The sequence below is a fragment of the uncultured Pseudoflavonifractor sp. genome (assembly GCF_944387805.1).
Taxonomy (GTDB): Bacteria; Bacillota; Clostridia; order Oscillospirales; family Oscillospiraceae; genus Pseudoflavonifractor.
In genome coordinates this window covers 62,626-77,616 of sequence record NZ_CALXGI010000004.1, presented here as the reverse complement: position 1 = coordinate 77,616, position 14,991 = coordinate 62,626, and the positions used below count along the sequence as shown (strand labels likewise).

At 63.7% G+C, this 14,991-nt stretch carries 11 protein-coding genes; 1 reads left to right on the top strand and 10 read right to left on the bottom strand.

Annotated elements, in window-relative coordinates:
* Nucleotides 1–37 precede the first annotated feature (37 nt).
* Entirely contained in the window at nt 38–1,522 is a 1,485-nt protein-coding gene (locus Q0K06_RS02210; RefSeq protein ID WP_294547973.1) for an N-acetylmuramoyl-L-alanine amidase, read from the bottom strand.
* 318 nt (nt 1,523–1,840) lie between these two features.
* Between Q0K06_RS02210 and Q0K06_RS02205 the strand changes: the two genes are divergently transcribed.
* The gene (locus Q0K06_RS02205) at nt 1,841–4,090 is read left to right on the top strand and encodes a hydratase (RefSeq protein ID WP_294547970.1); all 2,250 of its coding nucleotides are present in this window, start codon (nt 1,841–1,843) and stop codon (nt 4,088–4,090) included.
* 289 nt (nt 4,091–4,379) lie between these two features.
* On the opposite strand, the gene Q0K06_RS02200 is transcribed toward Q0K06_RS02205, so the two are convergent.
* From Q0K06_RS02200 to Q0K06_RS02160, 9 genes are all read right to left on the bottom strand, one after another.
* Entirely contained in the window at nt 4,380–5,663 is a 1,284-nt protein-coding gene (locus Q0K06_RS02200) for an O-acetylhomoserine aminocarboxypropyltransferase/cysteine synthase family protein (protein WP_294547967.1), read from the bottom strand.
* 123 nt (nt 5,664–5,786) lie between these two features.
* Entirely contained in the window at nt 5,787–6,731 is a 945-nt protein-coding gene (locus Q0K06_RS02195) for a GerMN domain-containing protein (RefSeq protein ID WP_294547964.1), read from the bottom strand.
* Entirely contained in the window at nt 6,728–8,218 is a 1,491-nt protein-coding gene (locus tag Q0K06_RS02190) for a HAMP domain-containing sensor histidine kinase (protein WP_294547961.1), read from the bottom strand. Before Q0K06_RS02190 ends, Q0K06_RS02195 begins: the two co-directional genes overlap by 4 nt.
* Nucleotides 8,219–8,251: 33 nt before the next feature.
* A complete protein-coding gene (locus Q0K06_RS02185) occupies nt 8,252–9,100 on the bottom strand; it encodes a metal ABC transporter permease (RefSeq protein ID WP_294547958.1) in 849 nt (282 codons plus the stop codon).
* Nucleotides 9,100–9,870, bottom strand: a complete 771-nt coding sequence (locus Q0K06_RS02180) for a metal ABC transporter ATP-binding protein (RefSeq protein WP_294547955.1) — start codon at nt 9,868–9,870, stop codon at nt 9,100–9,102. Before Q0K06_RS02180 ends, Q0K06_RS02185 begins: the two co-directional genes overlap by 1 nt.
* Nucleotides 9,867–10,814 carry a metal ABC transporter substrate-binding protein gene (locus tag Q0K06_RS02175; protein ID WP_294547952.1) on the bottom strand — a complete coding sequence of 316 codons (948 nt, stop codon included), beginning with the start codon at nt 10,812–10,814 and terminating at the stop codon, nt 9,867–9,869. Before Q0K06_RS02175 ends, Q0K06_RS02180 begins: the two co-directional genes overlap by 4 nt.
* Nucleotides 10,815–10,919: 105 nt before the next feature.
* A complete protein-coding gene (locus tag Q0K06_RS02170; protein WP_294547949.1) occupies nt 10,920–11,375 on the bottom strand; it encodes a MarR family transcriptional regulator in 456 nt (151 codons plus the stop codon).
* A gap of 15 nt (nt 11,376–11,390) precedes the next feature.
* Nucleotides 11,391–13,244 carry an ABC transporter ATP-binding protein gene (locus Q0K06_RS02165; RefSeq protein WP_294547946.1) on the bottom strand — a complete coding sequence of 618 codons (1,854 nt, stop codon included), beginning with the start codon at nt 13,242–13,244 and terminating at the stop codon, nt 11,391–11,393.
* The gene (locus tag Q0K06_RS02160) at nt 13,244–14,980 is read right to left on the bottom strand and encodes an ABC transporter ATP-binding protein (RefSeq protein ID WP_294547943.1); all 1,737 of its coding nucleotides are present in this window, start codon (nt 14,978–14,980) and stop codon (nt 13,244–13,246) included. The genes Q0K06_RS02165 and Q0K06_RS02160 overlap by 1 nt, the downstream gene beginning before the upstream one ends.
* Between the last annotated feature and the right edge of the window lie 11 nt (nt 14,981–14,991).

Genomic DNA, 14,991 nt, shown 5'->3' with positions numbered 1-14,991 from the left:
CCGCCGGACAGCTGTCCGGCGGTGCTTTTTGATGATATCACCCCAGCGTGTTCAGGTAATTGATGATACCCTGGGCAATGCCCTGGGCCAGCTTGTCCTGATAGGAGCTGGTGTTGAGCTTCATCAGCTCGTCGTGGTTGGTCATGAAGCCGGTCTCCACCAGCACAGCGCACATGTCGGTCTCCCGCAGGACCACAAAGTCTGCCGAGGCAATGCTCCGGTCCTTAGCGCCGGTGGCCTGGCAGGCGGGCGTCTGGATGGCCTGGGCCAGCCGCCTGCCCCGCCCGCTGGAGGGGTGGTAGTAGGTGATAAGGCCGTTGACCGAGGGGTCGTCAAAGGCGTTGGCGTGAATGGAGACAAAGATATCCGCGTCCACGCTGTTGGCGATATCCGCCCGCTCGTAGAGGCCCACATAGACGTCGGTGGACCGGGTCATCACCACGTTGTACCCCGCCGCCTTCAGAAGAGCCTCCAGCTTCAGGGAGATGGGCAGGGTCAGGTCCTTCTCCAGGATGCCCTCGTACGCCGCGCCGCTGCTGGTGCCGCCGTGGCCCGGGTCAATGACAATGGTCCGCCGGGCGGGATCGATGGGGTTGGAGGGATTCACCGGGTCAGTGGGCTTCTCCGCCGGGGTATCCGGCACAACCGGCTCGTCCTCCGGGGCCCGGAATGCGGTGATGAGGATGCCGTCGTCCTGCTGCTCTACAGTCAGGTTCTTCTCCCGGCTGACTCCGTCGGCCAGAATCAGCTCCACCCGGACTACATGGTCATAGCCATCATACAGATCCGTCCCATGCTGAGCGTAGCGGACTGTATCAATAAAGTCGTTGTCCACTGCAATGGTGCCGGGGAAGCCCGCCGACAGCTCCGCGCCCAGAATGTCCAGCGTCACCCTGTTGCCGCTGTCTGTGATGCGGTACTCCAGCTTCTGGTCCATTCCGATAAACACGGTCTGCATATCGTAGTTGGCCTGGATGCGGGTGATGTAGGCTGCATCATTCTCCCCGCTGACGATTTTGGCGGTAAAGGTCTCCTGTTCCCAGTCCACCTGGGCCCCCAGCCGTTCGGACACAAACCGCAGCGGCACCATGGTCCGCTCCACGCCCTGGCACTTCACCACGCAGGCGGGCACGCCGTCAGGCAGAGGCGCCACCTGGCCGTTGACCACCGCATTAGCCGCGCCCAGAGTGAGGACAATGGTGTCCGTCCCCTTGCGGAGAATCACCTGGTTGCTGCCCTGGGGCCAAAGCACCGTTGCGCCCAGCGCCTCGGCCACTGTGCGGATGGGCACCATGGTGCGACTGCCCAGCGCCAGGCCGGGCACATCTCCTGTCAGGTCGAGAACCGTCCCGTCCAGGCTGATGTTTATCTTTTCCGCCTGCTGGGGTTCGTAGCGCCCTGTGGCTTCGTTATGTACCTCAATATTCAGCAGCCCGTTGGGTCCCGCCGCCTGCACCGGCAGGAAGGACACCAGCAGGGCCAGCATCAGCAGAAATACAGCCGCTCTCTTTGTCTGTCTCATGGGGGAACTCCTTTTATCCTTTGTAAGCCTCACTCACGGGGCCTCAGCCGCCCCGGCAAACGTTCCCTAATATTCTACCGAATCCCCCTCTCTCCGTCAATGGATTTGGGCCAAAAAGGTTAACATAAATTTTTACAATTTTTTATGCGTCCCGGCGGTGTAATGGGAAATCTGCATTTTCCCACCCCTTCCGCTTGCACTTTCCCCGCCGCTTTGGTATGATAATATTTATCAAATCAGCGAACTGATGTCCCACAAGGTCTCGGTTCCCCGAGCGCAAAATGATTTCAAAATCCACAAGATATTGGAGGTACGTCCATGAGCATCAAAATGACTCTCTCCGGCGTCTACTATCGGGACGGCGGCTTCCTCTCTGAGGCCGAGGGTGCGGCCGCAGGTCTGCCTGCGCCCCAGCTGGCCAAGTCCGGCACCATGGCTTACAGCATCCTCAAGGCCCACAACACCGCCGGCAACATGGCTGAGCTGAAGCTGAAATTCGACGCCATGGCCTCCCATGATATTACCTACGTGGGCATCATCCAGACCGCCCGTGCCTCGGGCATGAAAGAGTTCCCCCTGCCCTATGTGCTCACCAACTGCCACAACTCCCTGTGCGCCGTGGGCGGCACCATCAACGAGGATGACCACGTGTTTGGTCTCTCCGCCGCCAAGAAGTACGGCGGCGAGTTCGTCCCCGCCCACCAGGCCGTCATCCACTCCTACATGCGGGAGCGGTACGCCGCCCCCGGCCGGATGATTCTGGGCTCCGACTCCCACACCCGCTACGGCGCCTACGGCTGCATGGCCATCGGTGAGGGCGGCCCTGAGCTGGCCCGCCAGCTGCTGTGCAAGACCTACGACATCGCCTACCCCAAGGTCATCGCCATCCACCTCACCGGCGCGCCCCGCCCCGGCGTGGGTCCTCAGGACGTGGCCCTGGCCCTTATCGGCGCCACCTTCAAGATTGGCGCGGTGAAGAACGCGGTGATGGAGTTCTTCGGCCCCGGCGTGAAGAATCTGTCCATGGACTACCGCTCCGGCATCGACGTGATGACCACCGAGACCGCCTGCCTGTCCTCCGTGTGGAGCACCGACGACACCGTGAAGGAGCACCTGGCCGTGCTGGGCCGGGGCGACTCCTACCAGGCCCAGGCCCCCGCCGACGGCGCCTGGTACGACGGCCTCATCGAAGTGGATCTGTCTGCCGTGGAGCCCATGATCGCCCTGCCCTTCCACCCCTCCAACGCCTTCACCATCCGGGAGTTCAAGTCCAACATGGCCGACCTGCTCCACCAGGTTGAGGAGGACGCGGTGCGCCAACTGGAGCTGAAGAACGGCGCTCCCTCCCTTACCAAGAAGATTCAGAACGGCCAGTTCCACGTGGACCAGGGCGTCATCGCCGGCTGCTCCGGCGGCACCTATCAGAACCTGGTCCGGGCCGCCCAGATCCTCAAGGGTCACACCATCGGCTCCGATGCCTTCTGGCTCTCCTGCTACCCCGGCTCCATGCCCATCAACCTGGAGCTGACCAAGCAGGGTTACATTGCCGACCTGATGGCCGCCGGTGCGTCCATCCGCTCCTGCTTCTGCGGCCCCTGCTTCGGCGCGGGCGACGTGCCCGCCAATGGCGCCTTCTCCATCCGCCACTCTACCCGCAACTTCCCCAACCGGGAGGGCTCCAAGCCCGCAGACGGCCAGGTGGCCTATGTGGCCCTGATGGACGCCCGCTCCATCGCGGCCACCGCCCTCAACGGCGGCGTGCTCACCGCCGCCACCGAGCTGCCCGACGTCCCTGCCGACGCCGCCAACGAGCCCTATCACTACGACGACTCGGCCTATAAGGCCCGGGTGTACTTCGGCGTGGGCCACCCCCACCCCGAGACCGAGCTGGTCTTTGGCCCCAACATCGCCGACTGGCCCGAGCAGATCCCCATGCCGGAGAATCTGCTCCTCACCGCCGCTGCCGCCATCTACGATCCGGTGACCACCACCGACGAGCTCATCCCCTCCGGCGAGACCTCCTCCTACCGCTCCAACCCCATCAAGCTCTCCCAGTTCGCTCTGAGCCGCAAGGACCCCCAGTACGTTCCCCGCGCCAAGGCGGTCCAGGAGGTAGAGCTGCTGCGGCGCAAGGACCCGGAGAACCCCGCCGTTGTGGAGGCCCTGGGCGGTCGGGACGGCCGCACCACCGGCCTGGGCACCTTTGTCATGGCCCTCAAGCCCGGCGACGGCTCCGCCCGTGAGCAGGCCGCCTCCTGCCAGCGTGTGCTGGGCGGCTGCGCCAACCTGGCCGCTGAGTACGCCACCAAGCGCTACCGCTCCAATGTGGTCAACTGGGGTATGCTGCCCTTTGTGGCCGACGGCGTGAAGGACTGGAACATCCAGCCCGGGGACCAGCTGTGGCTGCCCGGCATCCGGAAGGCGCTGGAGTCCATGGACGAGACCGTGGAAGCCACCCTCATCCAGAACGGCCAGGAGCGCACCGTCACCCTCCGCCTGCCCGGCATGACCCGCGAGGAGCGGGATATCGTGCTGGCCGGCTGTCTCATCAACTACTACGCCAAGTAAGAGATCCCGCTCCTCGCCGCCGCCCCTGCGGCGTCCCAAGCGTTTTTCCTGCGGAAAAACCTTGATGCCGGGCGGATTTACTCCGCCCGTGCAAATCCAATCTCGCCCGGGGCGCCCCGCAGGACCTGTCCTGCGGGGCGTACGGGATATCGTGCCGGCCGGCTGCCTCATTAACGACTGCGCCAAGTGATAAAACAGCAATGCCCTTTTTTCAGGCCGCAATAGAACCGCCCCAGCGGGTCCGGACAATCCGGTTCCGCTGGGGCGGCTTCTCTTTGCAGACTTTGTCTTACACGCCGGCCAGGGCCTTCTTCACGTCGGCCAGGATGTCGGCGGGGTCCTCAATACCCACGGACAGGCGCACCAGGTCGGGAGACACACCGGCGGCGGCCAGCTCGGCATCGTTCATCTGCCGGTGGGTGGTGGAGGCGGGGTGGAGCACGCAGGTCTTGGCGTCGGCCACATGGGTGGCAATGGAGGCCAGTTCCAGCCCGGCCATGAACTTGGAGGCTGCCGCACGGCCGCCCTTCACGCCGAAGGACACCACGCCGCAGGTGCCATTGGGCATGTACTTGGCGGCCATGGCGTGGTACTGGTCCCCCTCCAGACCGGGGTACTTGACCCAGGCCACCTTCTCATGGCCCTGGAGATACTGGGCCACGGCCAGAGCGTTGGAGCAGTGCTGCTTCATCCGCAGAGGCAGGGTCTCAAGGCCGATGTTCAGGTAGTAGCAGTTCTGGGGAGAGGGGATGGAGCCCAGGTCCCGCATGAGCTGGACGGTGGCCTTGGTGATGTAGGCGCCGGCCAGGCCGAAGCGCTCGGTGTAGGTCACGCCGTGGTAGCTCTCGTCGGGGGTGGTCAGGCCGGGGAACTTGTCGGAGTGGGCATTCCAGTCGAACTTGCCGGAGTCCACAATGGCGCCGCCCACCGCGTTGGCGTGGCCGTCCATGTACTTGGTGGTGGAGTGGGTGACGATATCAGCGCCCCACTCGAAGGGACGGCAGTTCACAGGGGTGGGGAAGGTGTTGTCCACGATGAGGGGCACGCCGTGGGCGTGGGCCGCCTTGGCGAACTTCTCGATGTCCAGCACAGTGAGGGCGGGGTTGGCGATGGTCTCGCCGAACACGGCCTTGGTGTTGGGCCGGAAAGCGGCCTCCAGCTCAGCCTCAGAGCAGTCCGGGTCCACAAAGGTGAACTCAATGCCCATCCGCTTCATGGTGACGGCGAAGAGGTTGAAGGTGCCGCCGTAGATGGCGGAGGAGGCCACCACATGGTCGCCGCAGGAGGCGATGTTGAACACGGCATAGAAGTTGGCCGCCTGGCCGGAGGAGGTGAGCATGGCCGCCGTGCCGCCCTCCAGGGCGCAGATTTTGGCCGCCACGTGGTCATTGGTGGGGTTCTGGAGGCGGGTGTAGAAATAGCCGCTGGCCTCCAGGTCAAAGAGGGCGCCCATCTGCTCGCCGGTAGCGTACCGGAAGGTGGTGGACTGGACAATGGGAATATTCCGGGGCTCCCCGTTTCCGGGGCGGTAGCCGGCGTGGATGCAGTTGGTGCTCATACGGTAGTCACTCATGGTCATGCTCTCCTTTTTCTTGGGTAAGCCGTCTGTCCGGCGGCAGGCCTGGTCCCAGGCCCTGAACTGGTCAAATTTCTCTTTTTATGGCAAGTAATATCCTACACGCCAGGTGGGACGCTGTCAAGACTCCAGCAGCGTCCAGTCCGGCTCCAGGGGCACGGAGGCGGGCACACCGCCAATGGACTCCACACTCCGGCCTTCGGAGAGAAGCTGCACCGCGTCAATGGACAGCTCCTCCTGCATGCACAGGGTGTTGACAATGGAGTACAGCAGCAGCCGGGCCGCCTGCTCCTCCTCCGGCACGCCGGCCAGGAACTCGGGCGACAGGTTCACCGTGCACACACCGCCCTCCACCAGAATGCTCCGCAGCTTGGTGCCCTCGGGCATCAGACTGGTCAGCTCCGGATAGCCGGGCCCCTCCAGCAGGGCGGTGAACACCGCGCTGGCCAGGGTCTCACTCTCGTTCTGCACCACGTCCCGGTACTCCACGCCCAGGCCGCCGCCTTCAGCCCTGGGGAAGCACAGGCCCACCGATACGGTAAGCGTCCCCTTCCCCGTCCCGGGCAGCAGCACGTCGTCCTTCCCCATGGTGCGCATGGTCTGGTAGGGCAGGGGCTCCCCCTCCACGGTGATGTATACCTCTTCCACCCCCTCCAGCTGGCAGAGGGTGAGGGTGAGGCAGGAATTGGCCACGGTCAAATCCACGCCGGACAGGCCGCCGTACTGCTCGGACAGGTCCAGCCGCAGCTGTCCCTCCTCCTGCTGGCAGGAGAGCAGCCGGGTACCGGAGGGCGCGGGCGAGGCCAGCCCGGCCGTCTCAGGCTGGGAGAGCACCAGCTCCGCCAGGGCGGAGGCGGTGTCCTCGCCGGAGGGGATGCGGTACTCCCAGTCCACCACCTGCACCGTGGACTGCTCCCCGGTCACCGCGTAGTAGACCCGATAGGCGCCCTCGGGAGGCGATTCCTCGCCGCCCTCCAGCAGGGCGCAGGCAGAGAGGAGCAGCAGCCCGGTCAGAACCAGCAGCAGTCCGCCGCTCCGGTATTGGCGCAAATCACACCGTCTCACAGCTTGCTCCCCCCTTCCGGCCCGCAGAGCGGAAACACAACCTCAAAGCAGGTGCCCGGGTCCGGGTCGCGGCGGCGGACGGTGACGCTGCCGCCGTGCTGCCGGGCGGTGTCCCGCACGATGGACAGCCCCAGGCCGGTGCCGCCCGCCTCTCGGGAGCGGGCCTTGTCCACCCGGTAAAACCGGTCGAACACCTTGGGCAGATCCTCCTTCGGGATGCCTACGCCGGTGTCCTCCACCCGGAGCATTACACTTCCGCCCCGGACAAACAGCTTCACGGTCACGGTACCCTGGGGCAGATTGTACTTGATGGCGTTTTCCATCAGGTTAAAGGCAATCTGATAGATATCGTCCTGGGTGGCCCGGACAAAACAGCCCTCATCCAGCTGGCAGAGCAGAGCCACGTCCACCGCCTTGGCCAGGGGGGAGAGCATATGCTCCACCTTCTCCACCACGTACTTCACGTCCACCGGCTCGGTGTGGACCGGGGCGGCGTTGTCCATGCGGGTGAGGGTGAGGAGCTTTTCGGTGATACGGGTGAGCCGCTCGGCCTCCTCGCCGATGTCGCTGACAAACTCCTTGCTGGTCTCCGGGTCGATGTGGTCGGACTGGAGAATGGAGTCGGTGAGCAGGCGGATGGAGGCCAGCGGGGTTTTCAGCTCGTGGGAGGCGTCGGACACGAAGCGGCGCCGCACCTCCTCGGTGGTCTGGAGGCGGCCGGTGAGCTGGTCGAACTCGTCTGCCAGCAGGGCCAGCTCGTCGTGGCCCCCCAGCTGGACCCGGTGGCTGTACTCGCCCTCCCGCACAATGCGGATGGCCTTGAGCAGGGTGCCCATCCGCCGGGTGAGCGCCCGGGAGAACACCACACTCAGCAGCAGGGCCACCAGGCAGATGACCGCCGAGATTCTGCCCAGATTCCGCTGGACGCCGGAGAGCAGAGCCCCCTGGTCGGCATCGTACTCATAAAGGCACACCGCGCCGATGATGGACCCCCGGTAGACCACCGGCGCGGCCGCCCGGTTGCGGAACACGCCGTCCCGGTACTGGCAGGTGAACACGTCGTAGCCCTGGCCCTTGAGGGCCGTGACCACCTCGCCTATCAGGGCGTACCGGCCGATGGTGGCGCCGGTGTCCCCGGTGTCATAGATAATCATGCCCGAGGCGTCGGTCACCAGAATGCGGATGCGGGCCAGGTCCACGTTGTCCTGAAGCCGCAGCTCCTGAAAGACGCCGTCTGCGCCGTCATAGGTCATGGTCCGCAGGCTGGACAGGGCGGACGAAATCAGGGATGCCTGGCTCTGGAGGGCGGTCTGCTTGGAGGTCTCCACCAGTTCCCGTGAGGCCAGGAGAGGATAGGTATTGAGCAGCACCAGCACCGACGCGATGACTGCAATATAGGTCAGGGCAAATTTTGTCTGGAGGGAGCTCCAGAGGTGGACCTTCCGGGGCGCGGAACGCTCAGGGTGCTTTTCCTTTTTTCGGTTCAAGTCCTCCGCCTCCTCTCGTCTCCGGCGGTGATGTCAGGCCCGGCGGCCCCGCAGCAGGAAGGTGACGGCAAAGAAGGCCGCCAGATACAGCGTAATGGACGCGCCGGCAGAGGTGCCCGCATAGTAGGAGGTCATCAGCCCGGCGATGCCGGCCACAATGGCCCCCAGGATGGAAAACAGGTGGTACTGCCGCATATTGCGGGCCAGGTTCCGGGCCGCTGCGGCGGGGAGCACCAGCAGGGAGTTGATGACCAGCAGGCCCACCCAGGTCATGGACACGGTGACCACCACGGCAATGGCCGCGGAGAACACCGCCTCCTGCCAGAACACCCTGATGCCCCGGCTGTCCGCCAGAGCGGGATGGATGGAGGAGAGCATCAGCTGGTTGAAGGACATCAGCCACAGCACAATCACCAGCAGCAAAATCAGAGCCAGCAGGCCAATCTTGCCCGGCTCCACGCTGAGAATGTCGCCGATAAGCAGGTTGTTGAACTTGGTAAAGCTCTTGCCCCCCAGGGTGGCCAGGAAGATGCCCAGGGCCACCGCCGTGGAGGAAAAGACGCCGATAACCGTGTCGCTGGCCATGTGGGTCCGGTGGCGCACCAGAGTGAAGAGCAGGGAGAAGGCGATGGCAAAGACCACCGCGCACCACATGGGGTCCACAAAGCCGAAGATGGCGCCGATGGCCATGCCGGTAAAGGCGGAGTGGCCCAGGGCGTCGGAGAAGAAGGACATCCGGTTGGTGACCACCATGGTGGACAGCAGTCCGAACAGGGGCGAGATGACCAGCACCGCCAGCAGGGCGTTCTTCATGAAGTAGAGCCCGTCGGGCCCGGCCCAGTCAAAGGGCAGGACGGACACAATCTGATACCACAGCTCCATTACGTCCCCGCCCCCTTTCCCAGGTCCAGGTGAAACACGGATTTGAACTCATCGGAGGAGAGGACCTCTCCGGGGGCGCCCACCTTCAGCACCGTGGACTTGAGGAGAATCACCTGGTCGGCGTACTCCTCCAGGGTGGCGAAGTCGTGGGTGGACAGCAGAATGGACAGGTCGTACTGATTGCAGATCTCGTCCAGCATGTCCAGCAGCTGCCGCTCGCCGTCGATGTCCACGCCGGAGAGGGGCTCATCCAGAATCAGGATGTGTGGCAGGGGCTCCAGAGCCATGGCCATGAGCACACGCTGGAGCTCGCCGCCCGACAGGGCGCCCATGCGCTTGTCGATAAGGTCGGCCCCGTGGACCCGCTCCAGGCAGGAGAGCACCCGCCTGCGCAGGCTTTTGGGCGTGGGCAGAAACACCGGCCAGGAGGAGATGGCGGCAGAGAAGAAGTCGAACACGCTCACCGGGTCCCCCCGGTCAAAGGCGGGGGACTGGGGCACGTAGCCGATAAGGGGTCGGGTGTGCTTTCCCCCCGCCTTCTGAAACTCGATGGTGCCGCTGTGGGGAATCTGGCCCAGCACCGCCTTGAACAGGGAGCTCTTTCCCGCGCCGTTGGGGCCGATGAGGGCCACAATCTGGCCGCAGTGGAGGTGGAAGCTCACGTCCCGAAGGATGTCCGCTCCCCCCATGTCCACCCCCAGGTGCTCCACCCGGAGGCAGCAGGCGCCTGCACAGCCGGCGCCCTGGATTTCATGCTTTGGTTTTCTCATTCATAGGCCTCCAGGATTGCGTTGACATTCTGCTCCAGCCCGGCCCGGTAGGGGTCGGCGCTGTCCGCGGGCACCGCCTCGGCGCTCATCAGCATGGTCAGCTGCTCCACCCTGACCCCTGTCTCCCGGGACACCGCGTTGGCGGTGGCGTCGGAGCCGTTGGCCTCGGTAAAGATGGCGGGCAGCCGGTATTCCTCAATCAGATCCACAATTTCCACCAGCTCCTTGGCGCTGGCCTCGCTGCCCGCCTCCTCCTCAATGGCCTTGACCACCGTCAGGCCCATGGCGTCGGCAAAGTAGCCGAAGCCCTCGTGGAAGGTGATGAGCTCCCTGGGCTCCAGGCCGGAGAGTCTGTCCCGCAGCTCATCCTTCAGAGCGGTCAGCTCGGCGGCGTAGGCCGCGGCGTTGTCCGCGTACAGCTGGGCGTTGTCCGGGTCGGCCTGGGACAGGGCGGCGGCGATGTTCTCCACCATTACGGCGGCCCGGGCCGGGTCCATCCAGATGTGGGGGTCGTACTCGCCGTGGTCGTGTCCGTCGTGGTCCTCCCCGCCGTCGTGCTCTGCGTGCTCCTCAGCGCTCTCGCCGTAGTGGAGGAGGGACACGCCCTCCGAGCAGTCCACTGTGGGCACGCCGCTGGACTCAATGGCAGCGGACATGGCGTCCTCCAGGCCCACGCCGTTGAGCAGCAGCAAATCTGCGCCCTGGATAGCCTTCATATCGTTGACGCTCAGGGTGTAGTCGTGGAGACAGCTCATGGGCTGGTTGATGACAGCCTGGGTCTCCACCCCTTCCGCGCCCTCAATTACCCGGCTGGTGAAGAGATAAATGGGGTAGGTCATGGCCGCCACAGTCAGGGTGTTGTCCTCCTCCGCCGGGGCGGAGGCCGGGCCGCAGCCGGACAGCAGCAGTGCCAGGCTCAGGAACAGGGGGATGAGTTTCTTCATAAAATACCTCGCCAATAAAATACCTGCCGGACCGCGCTTTTCCGCAAGTCCGGCAGGCTTTATTATACCGCTGTTTGCACATTTTGTAAAATAGTTTCCTACTTGTCAGGTGGATTTTCCCCCGAACAAGGTCTCGCACTGTTCCAGATTGGCCTTCAGGCGCCCCAGGTCTGCCTGAATCCGGTCCAGCTCCTCCCCGGCAAATCCCTGGCAGAGCAGTTCGTCCACCTTATCGAAGCCCCGCTGTACCTGTACGGCCTTCTCCCGTCCGGCATCAGTCAGCCGGACCAGATAGGAGCGGCGGCTGCCCGGATTCTCCACCCGGCGGATAAGTCCCGTCTCCTCCAGCCGGTCCAGGGCCCGGGAGAGAGTGGCTGCGTCCAGGGTGCAGGCGTCGGCCAGTTCCCGCTGTGTCAGGCCGTCCCCCTGAAGAAGGCGGGCGAGAATCCGCGGCTGCCCCTGGCCCAGGGTGAGCCCCAGGCCGGAAAACCAGGGCTGGAGCAGCCTCCGGCGGTCCAGCTCCAGCTGGAACAGCACCGCCCGAAGTTCATGCTTTTCCATTGGCCTTTTCCCCCTTTATTCCAGCTCGAACTGGCCGGTGTAGAGCTGATAATACCGCCCCTTCTGGGCCAACAGCCCCTCATGACTGCCCCGCTCGATGATCCGTCCCTGCTCCAGCACCAGGATGGCCTGGGCATTTCGGACGGTGGAGAGCCGGTGGGCAATGACGAACACGGTGCGCCCCTCCATGAGTTGGTCCATGCCCTGCTCGATGAGCTGCTCAGTGCGGGTATCCACCGAACTGGTGGCCTCATCCAGCACCAGCACCGGCGGCTGGGCCACGGCAGCCCGGGCGATGGTGAGCAGCTGGCGCTGGCCCTGGGACAGGTTGGCGCCGTCAGAGGTGAGCATGGTATCGTACCCGTCGGGCAGGCGGCGGATGAAGGAGTCGGCGTTGGCCAGCCTGGCCGCCTCCTTCACCTCCTCGTCGGTGGCGTCCAGCCTGCCGTACCTGATGTTCTCCAGAATGGTGCCGGTGAAGAGGTGGGCGTCCTGAATGACCATGGCCATAGAGCGCCGCAGATCGTCCTTGCGGATGTCCCGCAGGTCGATGCCGTCGTAGGTAATGGTGCCCTCGCTGAGCTCATAGAACCGGTTGATCAGGTTGATGATGGTGGTCTTGCCCGCTCCGGTGGAGCCCACAAAGGCGATCTTCTGTCCTGGCTTGGCGAAGAGATCAATGCCGTGGAGGATCGTCTTTTTGCTGTTGTAACCGAACACCACGTTGTGGAACCGCACGTCTCCCCGGAGGGGCACCAGTTTGGCGGTACCATCAGTCTGGGGCACCCGCCAGGCGTAGATTCCGGCGGAGTCCTCGGTGAAGGTTCCGTCCCTGTTCTCCCGGGCGCGGCACAGGGTTACCTTGCCCTCGTCCACCTCGGGCTGCTCCTCCATCATCTCAAAAATCCGTTCCGCGCCGGACAGGGCAGCCATGATAAAGTTGACCTGCTGGGTAAACTGGTTCATGGGCATAGCGCTCTGCCGGACGTACACCAGATAGGCCGACAGACTGCCCAGATCCATCAGGCCGGACAGGACGAACATGCCTCCCACGCAGGCGGACACGGCGTAGTTGAAATAGGACAGGCTCACCACTGTGGGCACGGTCATGCCCGCGTAGTTGACGGCCTTGGTGGCCGCCTTCCGCAGGTCCTCGTTCTTGCGGCAGAAGGTCTCAAAGTCCTGGGGCTCATGGTTGAACACCTTCTCCACCTTCTGGCCGGACACCATCTCCTCAATGAAGCCGTTCAGGTCGCCCAGCCGGGCCTGCTGCTCGTTGTAATACCGGCGGCTGCGCTTGCCGTTCCACCGGATAAACAGGGCCATGGCCGCCAGAAAGGCCACCACGATAAGGGACAGCCAAACATTGAGCACCAGCAGCATGGTAATCGTGCCCACCACCATGATAGCGCTCTGAATCAGCATGGCAAAGGAGTTGTTGAGCATGTTGGTGAGGGTATCCACGTCGTTGGTAAAACGGCTCATGAGCTCGCCGTGGGTGTGGGTGTCAAAGTACCGCAGGGGCAGGGTCTGGACATGCGCAAACAGATCGGAGCGGATCTCCGCCACCACCTGCTGGGCAGTGTGAGCCATGAGCTGGTTGTATCCCCAGGTGGCGGCGGCCCCCGACAGGTACATCAGCCCCATGAGCAGCAGCATCACCATCAGGCCCTGCACGTCCCCGGGCAGCACATACTGGTTGATGACCGGCTTGAGCAGATAGGTACCAAAGATATTGGCGCCGCTTCCGATAAATACCATTACGGCAACGGCAACAAGGGCCAGCTTGTGCCGTCCCAGGTAGCGCACGAGCTGGAGCACGGTCTTTTTGGTGTCCTTGGGCCCCCGGCCTCTTATCATTGCAGCCATTATTCCAGCGCTCCTTTCTGTTGAGACTGATAGAGCCCCTGGTAGAAGGGGTTGGAGGCCATCAGGCTCTCATGGGTGCCTACGGCGCTGATCTTCCCGTCCTCCAGGATGAGGATTTGGTCTGCCTCCTGGACAGAGGTCACCCGCTGGGCGATGATAATCTTGGTGGCGCCGGGCAGGCCCTGGGAGAGGCCCTGGCGGATTTTGGCCTCAGTGGCTGTGTCCACAGCGGAGGTGGAGTCATCCAAAATGAGCACCCTGGGCTTTTTCAAAATGGCCCGGGCGATGCACAGCCGCTGCTTCTGCCCGCCGGACACGTTGACTCCGCCCTGACCCAGTTCTGTGTCATACCCATTCTGGAGCCTGTCGATAAACTCGTCTACGCAGGCGATGCGGCAGGCCTCGTCAATTTCCCCGTCGGTGGCGTGTTCGTTGCCCCAGCGGAGGTTGTCCTTCACCGTGCCGGAGAAGAGGGTGTTCTTCTGGAGCACCATGGCGATGGCGTCCCTCAGGTGCTCCAGGGGGTACTCCTTCACGTTCCTGCCATCCACATATACCGCGCCGCCGGTGACATCATACAGCCGGGGGATGAGCTGGACCAGGGTGGACTTGGCCGATCCGGTCTGGCCCAGAATGCCCACCGTCTGCCCCGCCTTGATGTGGAAGGACACATGGTCCAGCACATTCTCCCCCGCCCCCGCCCGGTAGCGGAAGGACACGTCGTCAAACACAATATCGCCCCGCTCAACCCTGGCGTTTGGATCGGTGACGCCAGGGGTCTCGGTGATATCGATTTTCTCGTCCATAACCTCCAGAATCCGGCGGCAGGAGGCCAGAGACCGGGTGAGCATGAGGAACACGGACGAGAGCATCATCAGAGAGTTGAGCACCTGGAGCACATAGCTGAGAAAACCGGTCAGGTCGCCCACCTCCATGCCCCCCACCATGGTCAGCTGCCCGCCGAACCAGAGGATGGCCAGGATGGTGCCGTACATAATGAGCTGCATGGCAGGCATGTTCAGGGCCGCCAGCCGGAAGGCGTGCTCAGAGGTGTCCCGCAGGTTCTTGTTGACCTCCTCGAACTTCTCCACCTCGTACTCCCCACGGACGCAGGCCTTCACCACCCGGATGGCGGTCAGGTTCTCCTGGATAATCCGGTTGACCTGGTCCAGAGCGCCCTGCATCTTGCCGTACATGGGCCGCACCCGCTTGATAATCTGCCACAGCAGGATAGCCAGCAGGGGCGCCGCCACAAGGAACACCACCGCAAGCCTGGGGCTCATGGTAAAGGACAATCCCAGGGCCATAATCATCATAATGGGAGATCGGACAGCAGGCCGCAGGCCGGTGGCTACTGCGTTCTGCACGGCGGTCACGTCGCTGGTAAGCCGTGTAACCAGGGAAGAGGTCTGGAACCGGTCCGTATTTGCAAAGGAAAAAGCCTGAATTTTGCGGTACTCCTCCTTCCGCAGCTCTGCGCCCAAGCCCTGTCCGCAAACGGCGGAAAAACGGGCGCTGCCCGCGCCGAACATCAGCGCCAGCAGGGCGCAGACTGCCATCATGACGCCCCGGGCGAAAATGTACGCAGTATCCCCATTTTTGACGCCTACATCTACAATGTCCGCCATCAGGAAGGGGATGATCAGCTCAAAGGCCGCCTCCACCGCAATGCAGAGTATTGCCAGTATGGTGTGTTTCCGGTAGGGCTTCAGATAGGAAAAAATCCGCAGAAGCACGTGCCGTCGCC